Origin of the sequence: Celerinatantimonas diazotrophica (assembly GCF_004339545.1) — a bacterium.
Lineage (GTDB): Bacteria > Pseudomonadota > Gammaproteobacteria > Enterobacterales > Celerinatantimonadaceae > Celerinatantimonas > Celerinatantimonas diazotrophica.
The window spans coordinates 14,031-37,495 of the sequence record NZ_SMGD01000013.1; the positions used below are offsets into that span (position 1 = coordinate 14,031).

The 23,465-nt window shown below is 41.4% G+C and carries 24 protein-coding genes; 7 read left to right on the forward strand and 17 right to left on the reverse strand.

Annotated elements, in window-relative coordinates:
• Window positions 1-41 precede the first annotated feature (41 nt).
• The 6 genes from EV690_RS09205 to seqA all read right to left on the reverse strand — a co-directional run bounded on the left by EV690_RS09205 (window position 42) and on the right by seqA (window position 8,154).
• A complete protein-coding gene (locus EV690_RS09205) occupies window positions 42-800 on the reverse strand; it encodes an ABC transporter ATP-binding protein (RefSeq protein ID WP_131912724.1) in 759 nt (252 codons plus the stop codon).
• Window positions 793-1,773 carry an iron chelate uptake ABC transporter family permease subunit gene (locus EV690_RS09210; RefSeq protein WP_131912725.1) on the reverse strand — a complete coding sequence of 327 codons (981 nt, stop codon included), beginning with the start codon at window positions 1,771-1,773 and terminating at the stop codon, window positions 793-795. Before EV690_RS09210 ends, EV690_RS09205 begins: the two co-directional genes overlap by 8 nt.
• Window positions 1,774-1,783: 10 nt before the next feature.
• Entirely contained in the window at window positions 1,784-2,812 is a 1,029-nt protein-coding gene (gene astE, locus EV690_RS09215) for a succinylglutamate desuccinylase (protein WP_131912726.1), read from the reverse strand.
• Between the two features lie 384 nt (window positions 2,813-3,196).
• Window positions 3,197-5,677, reverse strand: coding sequence for a glycogen/starch/alpha-glucan phosphorylase (locus EV690_RS09220; protein ID WP_131912727.1), 2,481 nt, complete (start codon window positions 5,675-5,677; stop codon window positions 3,197-3,199).
• Between the two features lie 288 nt (window positions 5,678-5,965).
• Window positions 5,966-7,615: a phosphoglucomutase (alpha-D-glucose-1,6-bisphosphate-dependent) gene (pgm, locus tag EV690_RS09225; RefSeq protein WP_131912728.1), complete on the reverse strand. Its 1,650-nt coding sequence runs from the start codon at window positions 7,613-7,615 to the stop codon at window positions 5,966-5,968.
• A 44-nt stretch (window positions 7,616-7,659) separates the two neighbouring features.
• Window positions 7,660-8,154, reverse strand: coding sequence for a replication initiation negative regulator SeqA (gene seqA, locus EV690_RS09230; RefSeq protein ID WP_131912729.1), 495 nt, complete (start codon window positions 8,152-8,154; stop codon window positions 7,660-7,662).
• Between the two features lie 197 nt (window positions 8,155-8,351).
• On the opposite strand from seqA, the gene EV690_RS09235 reads away from it, so the two are divergent.
• The 5 genes from EV690_RS09235 to fur all read left to right on the forward strand — a co-directional run bounded on the left by EV690_RS09235 (window position 8,352) and on the right by fur (window position 11,578).
• A complete protein-coding gene (locus EV690_RS09235; protein WP_131912730.1) occupies window positions 8,352-9,140 on the forward strand; it encodes an alpha/beta fold hydrolase in 789 nt (262 codons plus the stop codon).
• Window positions 9,141-9,297: 157 nt separating this feature from the next.
• Window positions 9,298-9,591 carry a LexA regulated protein gene (ybfE, locus tag EV690_RS09240; RefSeq protein WP_131912731.1) on the forward strand — a complete coding sequence of 98 codons (294 nt, stop codon included), beginning with the start codon at window positions 9,298-9,300 and terminating at the stop codon, window positions 9,589-9,591.
• A gap of 15 nt (window positions 9,592-9,606) precedes the next feature.
• Window positions 9,607-10,134: a flavodoxin FldA gene (gene fldA, locus EV690_RS09245; protein ID WP_131912732.1), complete on the forward strand. Its 528-nt coding sequence runs from the start codon at window positions 9,607-9,609 to the stop codon at window positions 10,132-10,134.
• A gap of 113 nt (window positions 10,135-10,247) precedes the next feature.
• Entirely contained in the window at window positions 10,248-10,919 is a 672-nt protein-coding gene (locus tag EV690_RS09250; RefSeq protein ID WP_224055017.1) for a lytic transglycosylase domain-containing protein, read from the forward strand.
• Between the two features lie 227 nt (window positions 10,920-11,146).
• Window positions 11,147-11,578, forward strand: a complete 432-nt coding sequence (gene fur, locus EV690_RS09255; RefSeq protein WP_131912733.1) for a ferric iron uptake transcriptional regulator — start codon at window positions 11,147-11,149, stop codon at window positions 11,576-11,578.
• Between the two features lie 59 nt (window positions 11,579-11,637).
• On the opposite strand, the gene EV690_RS09260 is transcribed toward fur, so the two are convergent.
• The 3 genes from EV690_RS09260 to EV690_RS09270 all read right to left on the reverse strand — a co-directional run bounded on the left by EV690_RS09260 (window position 11,638) and on the right by EV690_RS09270 (window position 14,974).
• Window positions 11,638-13,176 carry a PIN domain-containing protein gene (locus EV690_RS09260; RefSeq protein ID WP_131912734.1) on the reverse strand — a complete coding sequence of 513 codons (1,539 nt, stop codon included), beginning with the start codon at window positions 13,174-13,176 and terminating at the stop codon, window positions 11,638-11,640.
• Window positions 13,177-13,358: 182 nt separating this feature from the next.
• On the reverse strand, window positions 13,359-14,348 hold the full coding sequence (locus tag EV690_RS09265) for a YbgA family protein (RefSeq protein ID WP_165872713.1): 990 nt from the start codon (window positions 14,346-14,348) through the stop codon (window positions 13,359-13,361).
• A 2-nt stretch (window positions 14,349-14,350) separates the two neighbouring features.
• Complete coding sequence (locus tag EV690_RS09270; RefSeq protein WP_131912736.1) at window positions 14,351-14,974, reverse strand: flavin prenyltransferase UbiX; 624 nt, start codon at window positions 14,972-14,974, stop codon at window positions 14,351-14,353.
• A gap of 217 nt (window positions 14,975-15,191) precedes the next feature.
• Here EV690_RS09270 and EV690_RS09275 point away from each other — a divergent pair, with 217 nt between their 5' ends.
• Window positions 15,192-16,424, forward strand: coding sequence for an HD-GYP domain-containing protein (locus EV690_RS09275; protein WP_131912737.1), 1,233 nt, complete (start codon window positions 15,192-15,194; stop codon window positions 16,422-16,424).
• A gap of 150 nt (window positions 16,425-16,574) precedes the next feature.
• A complete protein-coding gene (locus EV690_RS09280) occupies window positions 16,575-16,892 on the forward strand; it encodes a DUF496 family protein (protein ID WP_131912738.1) in 318 nt (105 codons plus the stop codon).
• 49 nt (window positions 16,893-16,941) lie between these two features.
• Here EV690_RS09280 and EV690_RS09285 read toward each other — a convergent pair whose 3' ends face one another.
• The 8 genes from EV690_RS09285 to cyaB all read right to left on the reverse strand — a co-directional run bounded on the left by EV690_RS09285 (window position 16,942) and on the right by cyaB (window position 23,436).
• Window positions 16,942-17,403: a YbaK/EbsC family protein gene (locus tag EV690_RS09285; protein WP_131912739.1), complete on the reverse strand. Its 462-nt coding sequence runs from the start codon at window positions 17,401-17,403 to the stop codon at window positions 16,942-16,944.
• A gap of 418 nt (window positions 17,404-17,821) precedes the next feature.
• Window positions 17,822-18,031, reverse strand: coding sequence for a cold-shock protein (locus EV690_RS09290; protein WP_131912740.1), 210 nt, complete (start codon window positions 18,029-18,031; stop codon window positions 17,822-17,824).
• 694 nt (window positions 18,032-18,725) lie between these two features.
• Window positions 18,726-19,325 (reverse strand): glutathione S-transferase family protein, encoded by a 600-nt coding sequence (locus EV690_RS09295; protein ID WP_131912741.1) that lies wholly within the window; start codon window positions 19,323-19,325, stop codon window positions 18,726-18,728.
• A 133-nt stretch (window positions 19,326-19,458) separates the two neighbouring features.
• Window positions 19,459-19,908 carry an N-acetyltransferase gene (locus EV690_RS09300; protein WP_131912742.1) on the reverse strand — a complete coding sequence of 150 codons (450 nt, stop codon included), beginning with the start codon at window positions 19,906-19,908 and terminating at the stop codon, window positions 19,459-19,461.
• A 14-nt stretch (window positions 19,909-19,922) separates the two neighbouring features.
• The gene (locus tag EV690_RS09305; RefSeq protein WP_131912743.1) at window positions 19,923-20,537 is read right to left on the reverse strand and encodes a VOC family protein; all 615 of its coding nucleotides are present in this window, start codon (window positions 20,535-20,537) and stop codon (window positions 19,923-19,925) included.
• Window positions 20,538-20,930: 393 nt separating this feature from the next.
• Window positions 20,931-21,590 carry a DUF4336 domain-containing protein gene (locus EV690_RS09310; protein ID WP_131912744.1) on the reverse strand — a complete coding sequence of 220 codons (660 nt, stop codon included), beginning with the start codon at window positions 21,588-21,590 and terminating at the stop codon, window positions 20,931-20,933.
• A 266-nt stretch (window positions 21,591-21,856) separates the two neighbouring features.
• Window positions 21,857-22,792, reverse strand: coding sequence for an alpha/beta hydrolase (locus EV690_RS09315; RefSeq protein ID WP_131912745.1), 936 nt, complete (start codon window positions 22,790-22,792; stop codon window positions 21,857-21,859).
• An 89-nt stretch (window positions 22,793-22,881) separates the two neighbouring features.
• On the reverse strand, window positions 22,882-23,436 hold the full coding sequence (gene cyaB / locus EV690_RS09320; protein WP_131912746.1) for a class IV adenylate cyclase: 555 nt from the start codon (window positions 23,434-23,436) through the stop codon (window positions 22,882-22,884).
• Window positions 23,437-23,465 lie beyond the last annotated feature (29 nt).

Below are 23,465 nucleotides of genomic sequence, written 5' to 3' on the forward strand. Positions count from 1 at the left end.
GCCTCCCGTGCAACTTTTAGATGGACCAACAAGACGGAAACTCACGCTAATATCAATTGGGTGTGACCATTGATATTAATTTGAGCCATCGAAACGCCGAATAACTCAGCAAGCCGCGGTGCAGTTAAAACCTGCTGAGCAGGCCCCATTATTTTATGCCTCCCTTGATGAAGTAACAATACATCCATGGCATAAAAAGTAGCTAAATTTAAATCGTGCAGAGACAAAAGAATACTTTGCCCTTGCTTACATCGATCTTGTAAAAGATGAATCACGGCATGTTGAAATTGCGGATCTAGAGCACTTAAAGGCTCGTCAAGCAATAATAGGCAGTGCTCCGGTTTGAGCCTCAAATCACTGCCAATGAAAATACTGGCTAAACTGACTCGCTGCAACTCTCCACCAGAGAGTTCAACTAAGCGCCGTTTGAGTAACGCCGACAAAGATAACTGCTCAATGATTTCATCAATCACCTGATAGGCAAGCGGCCGACTATGTCCGAACAATGATTGTGCAGCCAATTGCAACTGTTCATTCACACACAGATAAACGCGTTGTTGAGATTGTTGAGCCAACCAACTTCGATATTGTGATAGCTCAGCCACACCATAACTGGCTATAGGTTGGCCAAGAAATTGAATCGCACCGCGACTCGGGGCAATATATCCAGCGAGCGTCTCTAAGAGAGTTGATTTACCGGCGCCATTAGCACCACACAAGGCAACCATTTGCCCTCTGCCAATTTGCAGCTGTTCGATAACAAGATAATTTCTAACCTCAAGATCCGTTATCTCAATCATAGGGATGTCTCAACAACAAAAAGAACAAAATCGGCCCACCAATCGTGGCGGTAATCACGCCAATAGGCAATTCCTGTCCGGGAATAATCGTCAACGCTAACGCATCAGCAATCAATACAACTGCCGCCCCCAGTATCGCACTTAACCATAATAATTGGCGCTGCTCATCGCCATAAATACGCCGAATCACATGAGGCACTAATAAACCAATAAAACTGATCGTTCCAGCACACGCAACGCTAATGGCGCTCAATAACGAAACCCATAGGATCAGCCGTGGACGTACCTTATGAATGTCAACGCCAAGCGAGAAAGCATAGCGGTCCCCCAGTAGCAACCAGTTCAGATAGCGACTGTCATATATAAGCAAAACAAAAACTGATAAAAATAGTGGGCTCAGATGGTAAACCTGACCATGGGCAAAACTTAATGATCCCATTAACCAATATAATAGCTGCCTGAGATTCTGCTCGGGAGAAAAATACAAACACCAAGTAATCCCCGCGCCAGCAATAATACCAATGACCACCCCAAATAATAGCAGCGTGGCACTACCAAACTGGTAACGCTTAGCCATCGAAAAGAGTAATAAGGCAATCACAAGTGCTCCGATAAAGGCAGCTAAAGTAATCATCCAAATAGGTAGCGCCCAACCCAATAAAGCGCTTAATACCATAGCAAGTACCGCGGCTAAACTAGCACCTGAGGAGATCCCTAATAACCCCGGCTCTGCCAGTGGATTATGCAATACGGTCTGTAAAATACTCCCGGAGGCGCCCAGCGATGCTCCGACTAATATTGCAGCTAGCGCGCGGGGCAAACGTAATTCAAAAAAGACTTGATGCGTCAATGACGATGAATTCAATAACGCCGACCAACTAAGAGCCATCTGCCCAATTTGCAAATGGACGACAAAAGCGACCAACAAAATAAAAGCAGCGCCGCCTAGACGCCTGATATTAAGCGGTTGCAAATTCGTTATCCTATGAGTTAACTAAATGCTGGCACTGAGAGCGACTCATTGCTTTCACTAAAATCGCAGCCCGCTGACCAATCGCAACTTTAGCATTAGGAAACACGACTGCTTTAGGCCCATCCTTAACTCGAATCAGCCCACCGCCTTGTGTTGCTAAAAGCTCACCCTCTTCAAACAGCGTGAAGTTCGCTAAGTCGTCAGCAAAGTTAAACTCTAAGTTTTCATCTTGGCGAATAATCTCTTCAGTCACCTGATACCAATGGCATTGTTGATAACGAACCGTTCCCCAATCGACCCGAACATGGGTAACTAACCGACGGATAGCACTATCGAGCGCACGGAGTCTAGACAAGTCATTGTGACCGAAAGGTTTCACCTGCCCTAGCTCAACCGTAAACGACTGAGCATCGTGAACGGATGCACTATGGTAACTGAACGTCTGAGTACTCTGATGATAAAACAGAACACAGTTAACATCACAGTGCTGCAAAAATGCAAGTTGCGATAAATTATGGGGGCGCTGTGGTATATATGGCGCAACTGCAAATTTTTCGTGCACAGAACCCCGAATCGCCGTATGTAGATCATAGTGCAGCCGCTCGAGTGCAAAGCGCTCATAGAAATCAGACATCCATCCAGCTAACTGTGCCGCACGCTGATGTTCCAAGCTATTTCCCTGATGCCAAGCACCACAAAAGAGTCGGTTAAGATTAAATTCAAGTTCTCGCTTGGCCGCAATCATCGCATTAGGATGACCAAATAACAAAAGTAGTGGATGATGAGTGCGCAGTGTTCCCTTTAACAAATCATCTAACAGCTGATTCAGCCACTCAATGGGCGCTGTTTCATTACCATGAATTCCCGCCGAAAGAACAATCGCTTTACAGTGATTAGTAAAATGTTTAGGGGTAATGACCAGAGCACCAGCACCAATCAATTCAATTTTCTCACCACCAGGAAGTTCAGCTTGGGCATACTCCGAGTCACTGGGATGCGTTAAAAGGTAACTGAGATAATCAGAAGTAAAGGGCAACATAACAAACTCCTTAGAAAGCTATCTTTATTATGCCCTTATCCTTGCGATTAATCCAAAATCGTTGATTTGTATTAGGAACTATAAACCTATCGTGGTGGAATTTCGTTCAAGTTAAATGCGTAATGCGTTTTGAAGGCGGCGCAGCCTGTGTCGCTTAATGAGTTAAGCAAAAGGATCTAACAAGGATTCAGAATTTGTGTAAATAAACCAGAAGGGCAGCATCTGAGGCTAATTTATCCAGCGTTAAGCGTTCTTTGTAGCCAATGGCCACACGGCAAAACGTTTGCCTAGCCTAAACCAGCCTCATGTTGCTGAAAACATAATCAATAAAGGTCAAAAGTCCCTAACAACAGCCCGAAAAACGAGCTGTTATTTTATGTTTGCTTACTGCACCGCAGGATACTGCTTGAGTTTCCAGATCTCTTTAACATAGTCATCGATTGAGCGATCAGAATTAAATTTGCCGACACAAGCAGCATTCATAATCGCCATCTTGGCCCATTTAGCCTTATCGCGATAGGTTTCATCCACTTTTTGCTGGGCATCAATATAACTTTGATAATCTGCCAAACATAAGAATGGATCTCCGCCATCAAGCAAACTGTGCTTAATTGAAGAAAGTTGTCCAGGAGCATTCGGAGTAAAATAATCACTATCCAACCAATCTAAAACGGCTTTAAGTTCAGGATTGTTATAGTAATAATCCCGACTGTTATAGCCATTTTTTAGTTTAAGATCGACCTCTTCGGCCGTTAAACCAAAAATGAAAATATTTTCATCACCGACTTCTTCACGAATTTCGACATTTGCACCATCCATGGTCCCAATGGTTAATGCGCCGTTTAAGGCAAATTTCATATTCCCCGTGCCCGACGCTTCTTTGCCTGCCGTAGAAATCTGCTCAGACAGGTCGCCTGCAGGAATCATTTTTTCAGCTAAAGTCACTCGATAGTTGGGCATAAACACAACTTTCAGCTTACCGGCCACCCGCTTATCTTGATTTATTTTCTCTCCCACTTTATTAATGGCAAAAATAATATCTTTTGCGAGTCGGTAACCGGGCGCCGCTTTGGCACCAAAAATAAAGACCCGAGGCTGAATATCTAAATTAGGATCTTGCAGAATTCGACGATATAAAGTCAGAATATGTAATAAATTCAGATGTTGGCGTTTATATTCATGTAACCGCTTAATCTGAATATCAAAAATTGCTTCAGGGTTAACTTCAATTCCCATTAAATCATGAATGAGCGTCGCCAGTTTTTGTTTATTTTTATGCTTGATCGCCATAAATTTTTGCTGAAAATCTTTCTCATCCGCATACTCAGCAACTTTTTTTAGCATCTCTAAATTAGTTGGCCAATGTATGCCAACACAATCATCATAGAGCTGGGCAAGCTCAGGATTACAGGCTTTAAGCCAACGTCGCGGCGTAATGCCATTGGTCACGTTGGTAAAACGCTCAGGCCAAAGCTCATAAAATTTAGGGAACAGATCCTTTTTAACAAGTTCACTATGCATCTGCGCCACGCCATTGACTTTAAAACAACAAACCACACACAAATAGGCCATGCGAACCATTCGCACAGAGCCTTCTTCGATAATCGACAGTTCGCGTTTAATCTCATCATTGCCCGGCCATTTTTTTGCAACCACATCATCGAGAAAGCGGTGATTAATCTCATAGATAATTTCTAGATGGCGAGGCAAAACATTCTCAAATAAACCAACTTCCCATTTTTCCAGGGCCTCTGGAAGCAATGTATGATTTGTATAAGCGAATACTTTCTCACAAATGCCCCAAGCGTTATCCCAATCTAACCCTTCATCATCAATCAACAAGCGCATCAATTCAACAATCGCAATAGTTGGGTGAGTATCATTTAACTGCATCACCACTTGCTCAGCAAACTGACTAAAGTCGTCATGACGGCGTTTATAACGTCTCACAATATCTTTCAGTGAACAACAACAGAAAAAGTACTGTTGAGTCAACCGCAGTTGTTTACCTGCAGGGGTTTCATCATTAGGATAAAGAACTTTGGATATGGCTTCGGCACGAGATTTTTCGGCCTGAGCATCGACATACCCCCCTGCATTAAAGACGTCCCAATCAAAATAGTCATCGGCACGACTTTCCCACAACCGTAAAATATTAACTGTATGCCCACCATAACCAACCACGGGGATATCCCACGGCACACCACGAACCATCTCGCCTGGATGCCATATTTTACGTAGCTGTCCGTCATTGCCAAACACTGTTTCAACATAGCCAAACAGCGGAACTTTCTGGATGGATTCAGGTCGGCAAATTTCCCAAGGGTTGCCATAATCACGCCAACTATCAGGCCGTTCTATTTGTTGGCCATCACGAAATTCTTGGCGAAACAAACCATGTTCATAGTGAATCCCATAACCAATGGCTGGATATCCAAGCGTTGCCAGCGAGTCAATAAAACACGCCGCCAATCGCCCTAATCCACCATTACCCAACGCCATATCCGGCTCTTCATTACAAAGCTCTTCGATATCTAATCCAAGTTCGGCAAGCGCATCACGAGCAGGCTCAAAAATGCCAAGGTTGTATAAATTATTACGAGTTAAACGCCCCATCAAAAACTCAAGTGACAAATAATGAACCGCTCGGGTATCAATGTTGGAATGTGCTTTATGGGTTTCAGATAATCCGACAAACACTCGTTCATTGATTGCGGCACAGGTCGCTTTCCACCAAGCTTGGGGGTTTGCTTTCTCTTCAATGGTGCCTAAAGTACTGTGGAGATGATTCAGAACCGAATCTTTAAATGCATCTTTATCAAGATAAAACGGGAAGTCTTCAGCAGCTGCGGGAACATTAATCATAAACTTACGATCCTATTTTAAACCAGACTTGATAATCGAATCGAACAACAATCTACAGGTTGAAATGATCACATCTCCCCGTTAAATTCAATCCGCTCTTACAACATCATAAGACTCTCAGACAAAGAACCAATATAATGTTACACATACTTAACAAGGTATAGCGCAATGTGTGGCAAATGTCACAGTTTATAAAATAAGCAAAAGCATCAATAAAGAGCTGTTTATGCTGTTTTTCGTGGGCTTGAATATGAAATCGGACCAGCTACAGCTGGCCCGTTGGAGACACTAAAGACCAGCTTTAGCAAATGCGGCTGAAACAATTTGCTGAGCTTCTTTCTCAATCAGCTCTAGATGAGCTTTATCTTTAAAGCTTTCCATATAGATTTTATAAATATCTTCCGTCCCTGATGGCCGTGCGGCAAACCAACCATGTTCGGTCACGACTTTTAACCCACCAATTTCTGCGTCATTTCCAGGGGCGCTGGTCAGCTTAGCAATAATGGGCTCACCAGCAAGTTCTTTGGCTTCGACCAAAGAAGGGTCAAGCGACTTAAGCACCGCTTTTTGCTCGGCATTCGCGCTGGCTTCAAAACGCTGATAGATTGGAGCACCATAAGATTTAACTAATTGCTGATAATGCCAAGCCGGATCGTGGCCAGTAACCGCTATAATCTCAGCTGCCAATAATGCTAAAATGATACCGTCTTTGTCAGTACTCCAAACACTACCATCAAAGCGTAAGAAGGATGCACCAGCGCTTTCTTCGCCACCAAAACCCAACTCACCGCTATAAAGACCATCAACAAACCATTTAAATCCCACTGGAACTTCACACAATTTGCGATGAAGCTTTTCAGCAACCTTATCAATCATCGAACTTGATACAAGTGTTTTACCAACGGCAGCATCTGTTGGCCAGTTTGATCGATGGGAGAACAAATATTCAATCGCAACAGCCAAATAGTGGTTTGGATTCATCAATCCAGCAGACTTCGTGACAATGCCATGGCGGTCATAATCGGGGTCATTCCCCACTGCAATATCAAAGTGATCTTTGTACTGAATTAACCTTGCCATAGCATATGGTGATGAGCAATCCATACGAATTTTGCCGTCTTTATCAAGCGACATAAAAGAAAAAGTCGGATCAACGCGGTCATTAACCACTTCAATATTCAAACCATAGGTTTTAGCAATCACAGGCCAATAAGCAACACCTGAGCCACCCAAGGTATCGACACCAATTTTAACTTGGGCATCTCGAATCGCGTTTACATCAATAACATTTTTTAAATCATCAACATAAGGTGTAATGTAGTCATACGCCTGAATTGAGTTACGCTGAATCGCTTGTGGGTAAGCTAAATGTTTCACCCCTTTTAAGCCATCGGCTAATAGTGCATTGGCTCGGTCCTGGATGATTTTAGTCACACCGGTATCTGCAGGGCCGCCATTGGGTGGATTATATTTAAAACCACCATCACGCGGGGGATTATGAGAAGGGGTTATCACAACACCGTCGGCTTGATCACTATGGCTGGCATTGTAAGTCAAAATAGCATGCGAAATCACAGGTGTGGGTGTAAAGCCAAATTCCTGCTGATAAAACACGCTTAACCCATTGGCTGCAAATACTTCAATAGCAGTGCGAAACGCGCTTTCGGACAGAGCATGAGTATCTTTACCTAAAAATAGAGGCCCTTGATAACCTTGTTCTTTACGATATTCAGCAATCGCCTGACTGATCGCTAAAATGTGGTCTTGATTAAACGCACCATCACTGGCAGATCCTCGATGGCCGCTGGTTCCAAAGCTCACTTGTTGGGCCACATTGTTAGGATCTGGCGATATGAGATAATAATCACTCATCAGCTGTGGGATATTGGTTAAATCCTCCGCCTTGGCGGGCTGTCCTGCTCTTGGGTGAATTGCCATAATTGATATTCCCCGTTAATAAGATAACTGCTCTTATACAAATGTTAAATAGTACTAACAACAGACTCTATATCATCTTTCCCATAGCCCATTGAATCCATTAGTTGCGACAAAATTAGCCGCTTGCGACCCGTGTTGGTATTCGTGATCACCCAAAACGGCGATTGCGGAATTGCTTTTGGATTAGTCGTTTTCCCCGTAGCAAGCAACTGTTGTTCACTGGTTGCAAAATAAACACGTTTGCTTCCTTTAATTTCACTGGCATGAGTAAACGTTTGTGGATCGCTCTGATAAAGATGACTCAGCAGCGCTATAAATCGTTTTACCGAACTGCCAAGCCCCTTATATGACTCACTAGCGATGAACGCATGGAGCTTTTCAAGGCAATCCTGAGCACTCTCCTCGGGCAGTTGGCTTGAGGATTCATTATGGTCAACGTCTAACAATCGCCGCAAAATTTGCGATGCACTCTCGCCAATATGCTGAGTTTGGCTAGCGATGTAGTGATAGAGTTCTTCATCAATTTCAATAGACTTCATCTAAGTAAAAATAAACCATTCTGCTCTGAATTCATTGCAAATATTATACAGAGTGACTGAAAGATCTCGACAACTTGTTGCCCGACAATTGAAAAATACCTATGATCTTGATTTATATTTGACGATATCACCTTAGGATTGAGCCTAAAGGTTCAATAACCGACAATAGATCGCAATACTTATCAATGATGTAAATTATGCAACCACTCAATGTTCAGCAACTAAGCTATCAAGGAAGTGAAAAATCCCCTCAGAGCGTGCTACTCGTTCATGGCCTATTCGGCAGTGGCGACAATTTTAAAGCACTCGGTAAAGAGCTTAGTGAAAATTTCCAAGTTTACCTAGTCGATGCTCTCAATCATGGCCAATCTCCTCGCGCTAAATCAATGCAATATCACCAACAGGCCGATGCACTCATTGCAACACTCGATGCTTTTAATATTGAGAGCTGTTATTTGCTAGGACATTCCATGGGCGGTAAATTGGCGATGGCAACTGCACTTTTGTATCCGCAACGCGTGGATAAACTCATTGTTGCTGATATGGCCCCCATTGCCTACCAACATGGACATAATGCTGAATTCAAGGGCCTTCAAAGCGTTAACCTAGAACAAATTCAAAATCGCCGAGATGCCGACGAGGTCCTTGCGAAATATATTTCCGATTCATCGATTCGCCAGTTTTTATTAAAGTCATTAAAAAAAGACCATAATCAATGGCACTGGCTCTTTGATGTCGATAACCTTGAACAAACTTACCCACAGATGATTGACTGGCCTTTTACTGGGCAATCCTACCAAAAACCGACTTTATTTATAAAAGGTCAGAACTCTGACTATATAAAAGAAAGCGATCAGCAAACGATAACCACTCAGTTTCCCAATGCCCGCTTCAAAGTCATCATGCAAGCAGGTCATTGGCTACATGCCCAAAAACCGAGCATATTTAATCGTCTGGTAAAAGATTTTTTCTCCTCAGAAAATTAACACCGCCAGAAGCTTTGTGCTATAGTCCGCATCTAAAATCACGCGAGGGCTATGGCATATCCCATGTGTCTTAAAAAAGCATATAATGAGATAGAAGTTGTAGCCGCAGAAATCTGACAGGCTGGTCAGATTTGATAAAATGCTAGTATGTAGGTTTATGGCAAAACAAAACACGGATCGGACAACAATCGATCTGTTTGCAAATGAAAAGCGTGCTGGCAGGCCTAAAACAAATCCGCTCTCGAGAAAAGAACAACTCAGGGTTAATAAACGCAATCAGCTGCGTCGGGATCGCCAGAAAGGGCTAAAGCGAATAGAGCTGAAAGTTGGTAATGATTTGTTGAGTGCCCTGAATACCTTAGCCTCAGAGCAAGGACTCAGCCGCAGTGAACTCATTGAACAAGTGCTCATTGAGCATGTCGCCGTCTTAATGACAGAATCACAACGATAGATACAGGTATAAGTTATGGCAAGCGTTGGATTATTCTTCGGTAGCGATACCGGTAATACCGAAGCCGTTGCTCAGATGATTCAGATTGAACTGGGCAAAAATATGGTCGATATATATGATATTGCCAAATCGACAAAAGAAGATATTGAACAATATTCGCTGATACTCATCGGGATCCCAACATGGTATTACGGTGAATCACAGTGTGATTGGGATGATTTTTATCCAGAACTAGAAAAAATTGATTTTACAGACAAAATCGTGGCTATTTTTGGTTGTGGCGATCAAGAAGATTATGCAGAGTATTTCCTTGATGCCATGGGTACAGTCCGCGATATCATCGAGGCTCGCGGGGCAACAATTGTCGGTCAGTGGTCAACACAAGGCTACGAATTTGAAGCATCGAAAGCGCTGGTTGACGATAATCACTTTATCGGATTGGGGATTGATGAAGATCGTCAACCCGAGTTAACAGAGCAACGTGTCAAACAATGGTGCAAACAAATTTATGATGAAATGTGCCTTGCTGAATTAGCGGATTAGTTTTTCACTTCACTCGCATCCAAAGCTGACCTCTCCCGAGGCAGCTTTCGTTAAATATTTCTCACTTTCTGCCGCTACTTATATCTGTGAAGATACTTAAAAGATAATGTTTTATGCGGCTTATTCTCATTTTTTTACTCACCATGTGTTTTACCTCCACTGCATTTGCCGAAGTTTGGTACTGGCAAGATGCTCAGGGCCAAATGCATTTCAGTCAGACACAGCGCTCAGCAAAATGGCGATTGTTAATGCGCACAGGAACAAGCAATGGTATGCCTGAGCGATTTCGCATCAAAACAGTCGATACGGCACAAAATGTCGCCACCGCCTTAATGCATCGCCCACCGTTAGCTACGCAAACTCGGCTCTCGGACAAAAAGATAAAAGTAATATCTCATCGTCATCGGTTAACGCAACTTGTTCATTCAGCAGCAAAGCGCTATCAACTGCCACAAAAGTTATTAAAAGCCGTCATCAAAGTTGAGTCCAATTGGCGCCATAATGCCGTATCTCGAGCAGGAGCGATGGGATTAATGCAATTAATGCCTGCCACCGCCAAACGCTTTCATGTAAAAAATCCATTTGATCCAGCAGCCAATATTGATGCAGGTAGTCGCTATTTAAAAATGCTGCTCTCTGAATTTCGCTCCCCTCGTTTGGCATTAGCAGCCTATAATGCAGGAGAAAATGCGGTCCGCCGTTACAAGGGCATTCCGCCGTATCCAGAGACTCAACGCTACGTCAAAAAAATTATGGCCCTATATACACAAGAATTTTCGGGTTAATCGTGCAATAGGTATGATTATTAAGTGAAATTCGTGCTATAGAACACTCTTAAATTAGTTTTACCGATAAATAATGTAAAATTGATAGGTATTAACATCAATTCGTGGTAAATTTAGTAAACTCTGTAGGCTTGGTTAGGAAAAGCCTTCGCTATTGCATGCAAGTCGGTATTATAATGCTTAGTGCAGTACTTAATCGTTTCATTTAATCACGCGAATAGTTTCATATGCCAGATAACAACCAAGCACTAAAAAAAGCTGGATTAAAAGTGACATTGCCGCGGATCAAAATTCTTGATCTGATGCAACAACCAGATTCAGCGCATATTAGTGCCGAAGATTTATATAAAAAACTGATCGATCAAGGCGAAGAAATTGGCCTAGCGACAGTTTACCGAGTTCTCAACCAATTTGATGATGCCGGCATTGTCACTCGCCATCATTTCGAAGGTGGGAAATCTGTATTTGAGCTAAACAGTCAACATCATCATGACCATTTGGTTTGTCTTGATTGTGGAAAAGTCATTGAGTTTCGCGATGAGCTGATTGAGCAACGGCAAAAAATGATTGCTGATGAACATCATATCCAGTTGACCAATCATAGCCTTTACTTGTACGGGAATTGCCTTGATGACAATTGCCCGCATCATGAAAAGTAGTCACCAAATAAAAGCCACTTCATAAAAGTGGCTTTTATTTTATCCAGTTAGCAGTTCTATCAAGTTGCATACGGTTCGCAATGTTCAGCAAGAACTGGAAATTTAATTTGAGTTGCTTTAAATAATATTCGTAAGTTTCGAGCTGTTAATCTTTCCATATATCGTGGCACGTCTGGTAAAATTCCCAATTTCTTAATATCTTTTTCATGTAATACTCGAGGCACCGAGCCAAGATCCAAAAACCGAATCGCCGCAGGTTGTAAATGACTCGCATACCAGTGTGAGCGCAATTGCTCATCACTCAAAGGACTATATTTTCGACAATATGCGATAAATTGTTTTTCATTTTGCATCTGCGTATTGATTTCAACAACCACTCCAATACGAGAAAGTATCACCCCTTCGATAGTCCGGCATAAGAAAAATAGGATATCTGCTGATTGTAGTTCATAAGGTGCAATGCGAGTAATCAGTAGCTTAGTTAAGGCATTGTTCTGTGGTGAATGTTCTAACCGATGCAGCTTTCCCTGATAGCCTGTTGCATTGATTGAAAACAGCTGGTCATGATCCACTTCTCGAATCGGTACAAACCATCCTCTGGCACAACTTAACGTGCTCGGATAAATATGACTGAGCAAACTTGTGCGCTTAATTTCACCTCGGTATAACGGACGCACCAAGACTCTCTCTAAAAAGTTATTTGAATGCTGACGATGTCCATGAAGTGAAAACCCCCACTTTTGTAATAATTCAATCAGACGCAGTTTCTCTTTTCCCTGATTAAATAATTCAATATAAATCTCATCGACTTGATGTGTTTTTGCCGCTTCAAAAATAATTCTCATCATTCGTTCAGCGAGCTTAAAACCATTATAAGCCACTTTCATGAAGACGATTCTAAGACGTTTTTGGGAGCGCAGCGCAGGTATGATGGCTCTTGAACGCTGCTCATAGGCCTCAATGTCTAGACATAAAAACGCTAAAACTTTTTTCTGGGCTGTTTGAGCAACATAGGCAAACTCTTTAGCCTTGGTTCTTTTACGTATCCAATCGTCAAACTCTCTATATTCATTACGAAAACTTTCAAAAAAACTCTGTTTGAAATTCACCTCATGAATATATTGTTTTTGCAACGTCACATCTGAATCTGCTGAGGCGAGGCGTTTCTCAGCCACTAACTTTTCCAAAAATTCATCGGCGTTATAGACATAGTCATTCAGATTCAATCGCGTTGCTTTACGTTTAATTTCAGCCGACTCACTAATGATATAATCAATATGCTGACCATAGAGTTGATTTAATAACTGGGTGTCTAAACGTTTGCTATGATCATCACCGTCATAGTCATTAAAACTATGTAATGCGTAGGCGATATTTTGATCTTGCTGCAAGTTAACATAATGTATCTTATATTTATTTAGTAGTGGCACAAGTACATACATGAAATACCGAGCACAGACATTGTCATTAAATTTCGTATAAAAATAGACGGTTGCATCAATTTCAGTAAGTGCCATGAATAAGTTTTCAGGCTCGGCCGGAAATAAAAAATCCCACGAGTCAAAAATAAAATGGTCTAAATCAATCAGCACCCTCACGAAACGCCTCCTGCGATATCTCAATCATCCTTCTCTCTTAATAATAGAAAGGTAAATATAGTCTTGCTCAATTTACTTATAAATGGTTCTTGAGCATCGAACTGATGCAAAAAATCACAACAGGTTTTTCGAGTCATTGAGATCAAGTCCTGAGCAAATCAATCAGCTAGCAACACAAACTGTTAAATGACAGATGATGAATTTAATTGCGCAGGAAAAGGAGCGAAATAGTATTGGATCTGTAGGTAGTCATCAGGATAATGGCGTAGATGGTGCTTTAAAATCTCAATCGGAGATGATAGCGGTAATAACCCTTGCTGATAACGTAAAATCATTTCAGTCAATGCGGTTTTATCTGACTTTTCTAGATGATTCTTAAAATAGCCCTGCAAATGCATCAACACATTGGTATGCTTTTTACGTGTTGCCACACATGCTAAGCCCGCCATTAATATACAGAGATAATGCTGTGCAATCACTTCGATCGGCTGAGATTTCAGATTAGCAAGCGACTTTCCCGCTTCACGATAGTGAGACTGACTATGGGCAAGTAACAAATATTTATGGCGACTATGAAACTCTAATAACCGTGCTGCATTTAGCCCTTCACGTAACATAGCCTGCCAACGAGCAAAACAAAACAGTCGAGTTAAAAAGCTATTTCTAAGTAGATCATCATTCAATCGTCCGTTTTCTTCACACGGTAACAGAGGATATTGGTGTCGGATTTTATCCGCAAATATACCACTGCGAGTTGCAACAAGTGGATTGCCTTTTTCATCATAAACCTTCACACGCTCCATACCACAACTGGGAGATTTAGCACAAAAAAGAAACCCTGTTAAGCCACTAGCTTGTTGACAAAGTTCATCACTTGCACGATTCAGTGTTTCAGTCACATCAAGTTGGGAATCCTTAGTCCCTACAACTCGCAACTCCGAGTCAATTTGAGCCAACCGAATGGCTGGGCGAGGTATTCCCAGTCCAGCCTTCACCTCTGGGCAAAATGGGGTTATATTGACCCAAGGTAAAAGTTTATCTAAAAGAAAATCACACTTTTTATGGCCGCCATCATAGCGAACCTTTTCCCCCATTAAACATGCACTCACTCCTAAATTAATGGGAGTCTGCGATGACAGAAAATCTTGCTCATCATAAAATGTATCGCTCAAGCTCATTCTCCATTTATACGGCAACCATTATATCCCCACGCAGGCATGATCGACTGATCAATATGAAGATGATCTAAAATCCGCCCTACCACATGGTCAATGAGATCATTAATCGTTTTCGGCTGATGATAGAAGCCAGGAGCAGCGGGCATAATTTCAACGCCCAGACGTGCCAGCTTGAGCATATTTTCCAAATGAATCGCTGACAGTGGCATCTCTCTGGGAACCAAAATCAGCTGCCCACGCTCCTTAATCACCACATCAGCAGCACGTTCAATTAAATTATCGGAACTCCCCTGACAAATCGCAGAAAGTGTTCCCATGCTACAAGGGCATACAACCATCTGTTTAGGTGCAGATGAACCAGATGCAACGGGAGAAAACCATTGTTCTTTGCCCAGACACACAACTTGGGCACTTTTGGCATGAAATCGCTCACACATCAATTGATCAAATAGTTCATCGGATGACGGCCACTTTTGTGCCGTTTCAGTTGCCAAAACGACCTTTGCCGCTGAACTTAACAATAAATAAACTTGCCGTTCGGCACGGATCAACGTCTCTAATAAACGCAGTGCATAAGGTGCTCCTGATGCCCCCGTAATTGCTAATGTAATTGCTTGCAAGACCTTAACCCTATTAAAAGAAACCTGCTTAAGTCTGCCAAAATACAAGCCAAAGGCCAAGCAGACTCATTATCACACTACAATATAGTGGTAATTTACCTCGATTTTTCGATTATTTACTAATCCCACACTATAGTAATAGCAACACTCTGAATAAGTTGCAGTTTATTTGCATAACTAAAATCAAATTGGTTATTGGTACTGGAGTATATAAGTTATGTCGGTTAGCAAATTGCCGCTTAATAAACTTGAGATCGGCCATTATGTCTGCCTCCCGATTGGCTGGACCAATCACCCTTTTTTATTTAATAACTTTAAAATCAGAACTGAAGAAGAGTTAATTGTTTTACAAAATTTGCCATTTACTGAGATCGAAGTGAACTTCGCAAAATCGGATGTGCGAGAATCACTGCCGCAGTCTCCCATGACTTATGAGCCCATTGCAGATAATCAGTCACAACTTAGTGAAGGCGAACAATTTAGCCATCAGGAGAAAAAGCGTCATCGACAAACGACTCGCTGGTATGTTGATCAAGTAGGTGTATTACAAAATGCTATAGCCCATTTTGCTTCCCAGCCGATACTTTCCTATACGGAACTGCTACATTGTGTTGAAAAACTCTGTGCTCCCATCTTTGAAAGTCAGCGGAAGCCGAATGTCTACTTAATTTTCAATACAAAACAATCTGATAACTTGTTCAATCACAGTATTAATATCTGTGTGTTAGCCATTTTAATTTCCAGAACATTAGGTTTTTCACTAAAAGCAACCCAAGATGTGGCTCTGGCTGCTTTGATTCAGGATATTGGAATGCTTCGAGTCCCTTTTCAAATTCGCAATAAGAAGGATGCTTTAAATACTGCGGAAAAAAACTATTATCATGCCCATATCAATTACAGCCTCGAACTTCTAAAAAGAAATCAAAATTTTCCACCGCAGATCATTGAACTGGTTGCAATGCACCATGAACGACTCGATGGCAGCGGTTATCCTAAAGGATTATTAGCCTCACAACTAAGTGAACATGCTCAAATACTACAAGTTGTTGATTCTTATGAAACATTCATTAACCCAAATCCCTGGCAAAAACCGATTCCACCACAATTAGCCATTGCATTACTGCTTAAACATTCTGACAAATTATTTAATAAAACTATTGTTGAAGCATTAGCCAATGCCTTAGGTATCTATCCTCCTGGCACCATTGTTCAACTTGAGAATGGCAAACTAGCATTAGTCAGTGTTAGTAACCATGACGATAAGCTCAATCCGTTTATCCGACAATTAAGCTCTCCGTTAACTCAGGAAATAGAAGATCTTCCTATCGAGAACTTAACCCTGATCTCATCAGGGATCGTCAAAACAGTTCAGGAGGCAGCAATACCGACAGATATCGCCCAAAAATGGGCGCATTTTCAGATTGGCTATTTATATGGATGGCCAAGCTAATAACCCTTTTAGTTAACACTAAAATATCGTTATTTGCGAAATATCAATAAAATATCTCCCAATCCCCTTTGCCCTTTGGGCAAGAAAAGGTACATTAGTCGTATCTAGATTTAAACTGATCATTTTAATAAAGAAAAGATTGGAGTTTTCATGGAAAAACCAAACAATCAGCAGATGTCTCAAGTATTAGAGCTTGTATCTATGGCCCGTCGGCGTAACAAGCTCAAACGAGATATGATTGATGTTGCAAAAAAAATTCGCGATAACCGTAAACGTGTTGAGCTGTTGAATAACCTATCTGATTACATTCATGAAGATATGTCATTCCGTGAAGTAATGGCTATCATCGAAAACATGAAAAACGATTATGAAGATCGAGTTGATGAATACACGATCCAAAACGCAGAACTCTCAAAAGAACGTCGAGAGTTGTTCCGCAAAATTCGCACAGCGAAAGCAGATAAATAAACACGCAAGGAGCCGCCTTTATGAAGCGGCTTTTTTTCAACCAATGTGTTCATTTGCACACATCTACCCACGCTTTATAGTTTGAATATTGCTCAAGTTCTAAGAGCGATAGCCGGATCGCGGAGTATGGGTCCCCTGCAGCAGGTATCACTTCAGCATATTTTTTAAGTGATACATCCAGATAGACATTCATCTCATTTTTCAGTCCAAAGGGACAAACTCCACCAATGACGTGGCCTGTTTCGGCCTCAACTTCATCAGGTTTCAGCATTTTCGCTTTTTTATAAAATTGCCCTTTATATTTTTGGTTATCAATCTTAGAGTTACCAGCGACTACAACTAAAATGGGCTGTTCATTCAGTCTAAACGACAAAGTCTTCGCAATCTGGTCCGGCTCGACATTATGGGCTTGAGCAGCCTCTTCAACCGTTGCTGTTGAATCAGAAAGGGTTACAACTCGGTGCTCTAGATCATACTGAGCAAAATACTCTTTCACTGCTTCAAGTGACATGACTACCTCCATTTGGCCAGTCAAGAAATATCACTTAGGTATCTCTTCAGGCGCATCATAACGATAGGGGTTAATGAATGAAGATATATATTTATTAACCATTTTTCAATCAATTAAAATTATAATGTAAGCGCTTAGAGGTCAAGAAACATAGTATGAGTTAAATGCGGAAGCAATAGAAGCATCTGAGGTTTTAGCAAAACGAGTAAGGCTAACTGGCAAAATTCATTCAGGAAAAATCAATCGCAGTCTTCGTTCAAACATTAAGAGAGAGCAGATAGAAGAAAAGAAAAGCGATATTTGTGTCGTTAAATGAAGCGCAACGCACTAATGAACACTTTATCCAAGACATAAAAAAGCAGACTATAAAGTCTGCCTTTTTCAACCTAAATACCTAGGGTTATTGTGAATAACCTAGTTATTGAGGGATAATGTTTTCTGCCTGAGGGCCTTTTTTACCAGCAGTCACAACAAACTCAACTTTCTGGCCTTCGGTAAGAGTTTTGAAGCCATTACCAGTAATGTTACTGTAATGAGCAAAAACGTCAGGACCTGAAGATTGTTCAATAAAACCAAAACCTTTAGATTCGTTGAACCATTTTACTGTACCAATAACTGTATTAGACATGTTTATATCCTGTATTAATCATTAAATAATGCCATTTTCATGGCTAAAAAAGCGGAAAAATAAATTGAAATTTAGAAACTACAGGACGAAGAACTACAAATTGCTACGTAATGGAGATTTTAAACTGCGGACTTACTTTTAAGCTGAACAAATAATAAGTGTGAATTTCAGCTAAGTCAACAATTTTTTATTTATATTTTGCCTGGCACGCTATCTTGTCTCTAGGGGCTGTTGATCTTTCGTGATTAGTTTTGCAGAAATCTGAGAGGGATTTAGGCAAGGCAAACGTTGTGCCGTGTAGTTATTCTCCACAAAGAACGTTTAACGCTGGATAAATTCCTCTCAGATACTGCCCTTGGGGTTCATTTAAACGCATCCTGAACTTTGTTGCCCCCTGCTTGCTTCACTCATAAGCGACGCAGGGGGCGCCGCGTTCAAAATGCGTTTAATTTGAACAAAATTCAACCACCAAAGGTCAACAGTCCCTAGACATGAGAAATTTCATCCCAGATTACAACAAGAGGCAATCTCGACAGTAACAATCGTCGACTTGAAGTAGAAAAAAGACCGGTTAGTGAACCGCGCACCGTTGCTATGAAATAAATTTTTACATGAACAATAGTCATGACGAACCATTCTGAGCGATGTAACCCAATAAACATACTTGAGCTGGCATAAAAGCCTATAACAATGCTTAAATCGTTGGCTCAGCACATTTAGCATCTGGGTCGCTTCGAACATAGCACAAATGCTCGTCATAGAATGGCAAATTCTGACATCCATGTTGCAAAGCCTTTTTATAAATCGATGCAACAAATATATCCGCAAGGCTAAAACGACCACCTAATGCATACCCAGACTGACGACAGAGTTCAGAACTCAGATCTTGAAGACATTGGGTGATCCAATCACCTCGAAGTTGCTTCTTAGATTGCTCATCTAAATCTGGCCGAAAGAAATTCAAAACCGTTCTATTTTGCGCCGAATGAATGGTTGCATTGACATATTCGCATATCCTTCTAATAGAAGCTTTTTCTCTGAGGCTTTCACCTAGCAGTGGCAGCTGAGGAAATCGCTCTTCAAGATATTCGATGATAGCCATCGATTCAGACAAGATACACTCATCGACACACAGAGATGGAACATAACCAAAAGAGTTGATGGCGCGATATGATGTTGCTAATTCGTGACTAGAAACGTCTACTCGACGATAACCGATCTTTTTATAATTAAGTGTCCACTCAACTCTTTGTGAACTATTCGAACCTGTGGCTGTATACAATGTAATCGTCATTCATTCCCCATCATATATAATTTGATATTGCATCATCGAGTTTGCCAACGCTGAGAAACCGTTAAAGCCACTCATTCGGCTTTCACCTCTAACTTAACTCAATCATGTAGTGTTGCTCGTCAACGGACAGCTGTCAGACTAGCGTCTCAGATGAATTGCCTCCCCCACAATTCATGACGTATTCGGGATGTCCAGTATTAACATCGGTTTGCTCGCGAAGGACGTTGAATCCTTGAGACAAATAGAATTGATAACTCGCCTGGTTTTCCTTATAGACAGAAAGCGTTAGAGTTGCTCTGCGGTGTTTTGCATGATTCAGTAACTGCTTACCAATACCTTTGCCCTGACGGTGAGGGACAACGAACAAAGCTGCCAAATTATTTTCATATAGCGAAGAAAACCCAACGATTTCAGAGTCAATCACAAATACATAATTTTCCGAGGCTGGAATATAAACGTTTCGCATGTTCTCGACCTGAGAAATCCAAAAGTCAGCCGGAATAAAACAGTGTGCCAGAATAGACGTACTCAACCAAATCTGAAGAACGGCCTCTATGTCATCCTCATCATATGCTCTTATCATTTCTTCGACCTTAATTATTGAGGTACGATGACTATCTCCAGATTCTCTATTAAATCGGAAATAACTGTATTGCTAGCATTGGTTGATGCAAAAACAATTTGGTTTTTATCACCATAATCAATCGGAAAGTCATGACCCAAATTAACAGGACTGGTTTGATTGATGACAAGAGATTTAAGGTGACCCAGATGTAACGTTCCTCCCCGACACGCAATAAAATCTTGCTCCTGGCGCTGACACCAACCACGGGTATCAAAGTGATATTGAACAAGAAAACAAGTAGGAAAAACTCGCTCTTCTTCAACCACCAGCGTCGTGTGTGCGTCACATACTTCTCCAACTCGGTAGCTTAATTCAGCTTCACCGAACCTTTTTATAGCTTGCTCTATGGATTCTTCGGTTTTAAATGCGATGCCACTGAATCCATTAAATTGTTGACCTTCAATACCAAATCTGACATTAAAACGAATAAATTCAATATTGATATCACCAAAATTGACACCCATGCTGGTGTATTCATCCTTTGCCATTAAAGGCCATGCCAATGGCAACCCAAGCTGTGACGATACCTCGGAGGCTACTTTTTGAGGGTCATCGACCTCGATCATGAGATGGTCTAATTCAAACATGTTAAATTCACCTTGTAAATTCTGCGCCCCGATATGCTGAAGACCAACAGCGGACAATTAATAATATGACCAGCCGCAATATGCACCATATAATGGCAGCTTTAAACTAACCATTTGAATGATCTCGCTAAAAACTGGCTAGGGACTGTTGACCTTTTGTGATTAGTTTTGCAGAAATCTGAGAGGGATTTAGGCAAGGCAAACGTTGTGCCGTGTAGTTATTCTCCACAAAGAACGTTTAACGCTGGATAAATTCCTCTCAGATACTGCCCTTGGGGTTCATTTAAACGCATCCTGAACTTTGTTGCTCCCTGCTTGCTTAACTCATTAAGCGACGCAGGGGGCGCCGCGTTCAAAATGCGTTTAATTTGAACAAAATTCAACCACCAAAGGTCAACAGTCCCTAGTATTCTCCTTAATAATTTCACCATGGGCCATGACCAATATTTGTGGCTCCCAAGCCAGCACTCGAGCAAGATGTTGACGAGCCTCCGCTTTACGAAACATAAAACTTAACCGCCAATCCAAGGGCATTTTGCCGTTAGGCGCCATAATACCCACCCCTTTTGCAATAAATCGTTGCACGCAATTAAAATTGTGACCCGAAAAATTTTCGACTAAATCAGCAACAATGAGAGTATTAGATCCTTTATGGAAAAACACACACTCTTCCATCAACGATGAACCAGAAAACAACTCTTGTTCTATATCAGTACTCCAGGGCCAACTTTGTAGCTGATTGAGCGATGCATCAAACGCAATATCATCACGCTTTTTGATCACTTCATTCGTTCCAAAGCATGTTGCATCCGGATAGGCCGTGATCCATTCAGATAAAAATAAGTGATGTAAATGGTTAGGGGCAATCAAATACTTAACACAACCCAAACCATCAATCTGCGCTTTCCTATCTGGCGATAGTTTAATCGGACTATGTATCCAAAGGTCATTATTTGGCAGTCGGACGACGGTCATCCGAGTGGAAAACGGCAACCCTAAAAACCAAACTGGCTCGCCATTAAATATCCAGATTTCTGGCGCTAATTGTTCCATATAATTCTATTCATACAGTAATTGATTAATACCTTGATTTAGAAAGGACTCTCTCTATGGTTGGCTAAATCTTCTTTCGCGCTTTTATTGAATACAAAAGTGGCACCTGTTGACCTTCAAATACTCTATCTTTGTCCTCATAGCAAAGAGTCCGATATAGCAAGGTGTTATAGACTGACACAACACAGCAAATAATAGATGCACGCCTTACATTAATCAGCAAATCCGATGAGCAAGTTTTGCATGCCCTTTGTTAATTGCCCTTGTTAGTCACTGATTCGAGTTGAATTTTTAATTACACTGGCTACATTTTGAATACAACGCCTAGCTGATTGGCTCACACCCGACAACTGAAAGAAACCATGTATAACCCCCGAATAATGTTCACAGTAGGCTTCTACCCCATGAGAAAGGAGTAACTGATGTAATTGCGCGACTTCATCTCGCAAGGGGTCAAACTCAGCTGTAATCAGTCGTGTTGGGGGTAACCCCTGAAAATCGTGTCTGGCTAATAAATTCAGCTCCGGCTCATTCGTCAAGCGCTCAGCATCACCGGCATACAGCTGAAAACCTGAAAGTAGCATTTGAGCCGTAATAATAAAATCAGTTCCGTTTTGCTGGTAGCTATCTGACTTACCCAGCGGATCGAGCATGGGATAAAGCAAAATCTGGATAGCGGGTAACCACAACTTTTGGTTTTTCAAACGAAAGGACGTTGCCAATGCTAACTGTCCACCCGCACTATCCCCCACAAAACAGATTTGCTCCGTATTACCACCGTATCTATTGCCCTGTTCTTTAATCCTTAACACTGCTCGATAAACATCATCATGAGCGGTTGGATAAATATGCTCCGGTGCTAATCGGTACTTAATACAAATCACTATCGTTGCTGACAAATGAGCTAATTGTCTAAGCTGTATGTCATGTGTTTCAAAACCGCCACTGACAAAACACCCACCATGAAAATAAACGGTAATGGGCAAATTAGCCCTCTCAAATGGTTTATAGACTTTAACCTGGATACCATCGAGCTCATCAATAAACTCTTGCGCCATTTCCGGACTAGAGCCAGCCAAAGCTGTACTTGCCAGATAACCAGCACGGCGTTCAGTAATCGTTTGTTTTGATGGACAAGGTTTACCACTGGCAATAAACTCTTCAACGAGTTCTCTAATCCCTTCCTCTAAATAGTTGGTCATATTTTATTCGTCATACCTGCAAAGCGAGTCATATGTCCCTCAAGACATTATTTATATCCACTTCAATATATAAAACTAAACTGAGGGGCTTATAAAACCTCTTTTTCCATAAACATCTGCTTATACGATTTAGTTTGTAAGGATGCTCGAGTTAAACCAAATTGCTGAGCAAGCTCCTCAAGCTGGGCTTGATAAATAGATAACTTCGATTCGTCATCAGTCATAATGGCAAATTCCGCAAAATCACCAATCCCGGCTAATGAATCCACGGTAATATGAAAAGCACCAACAAAATAAATACTGCGTGTTTTCTGCGCTGTTAATACGACTTCAAAGCCCATTGTTTCTAACATGCTCATGGCGTTAGCTGCATTTTTAATATCAGTCGCTTCACAACGGTCGGGTTCAGGGCCTTTAACAATCCATAACTGAATACCTGACGGTTCCATTTGCCGAATACAGATACTTTTATTTTCAGCTTCCAGCGATCTATCCGGACGATCAAAATACCGATCAACTTCAGTATTATCCTGGATCATTACCTCGTGAGGGATACTACTGAGTATATTTAGGAATTCTGATTTAGAATGCAGGCGGAATTTGAGTTCTACTTCATATTTGCCTTGAAAATGCCGATTAGCCATATATAAATTTCAACCAAAAAACGAAAGAC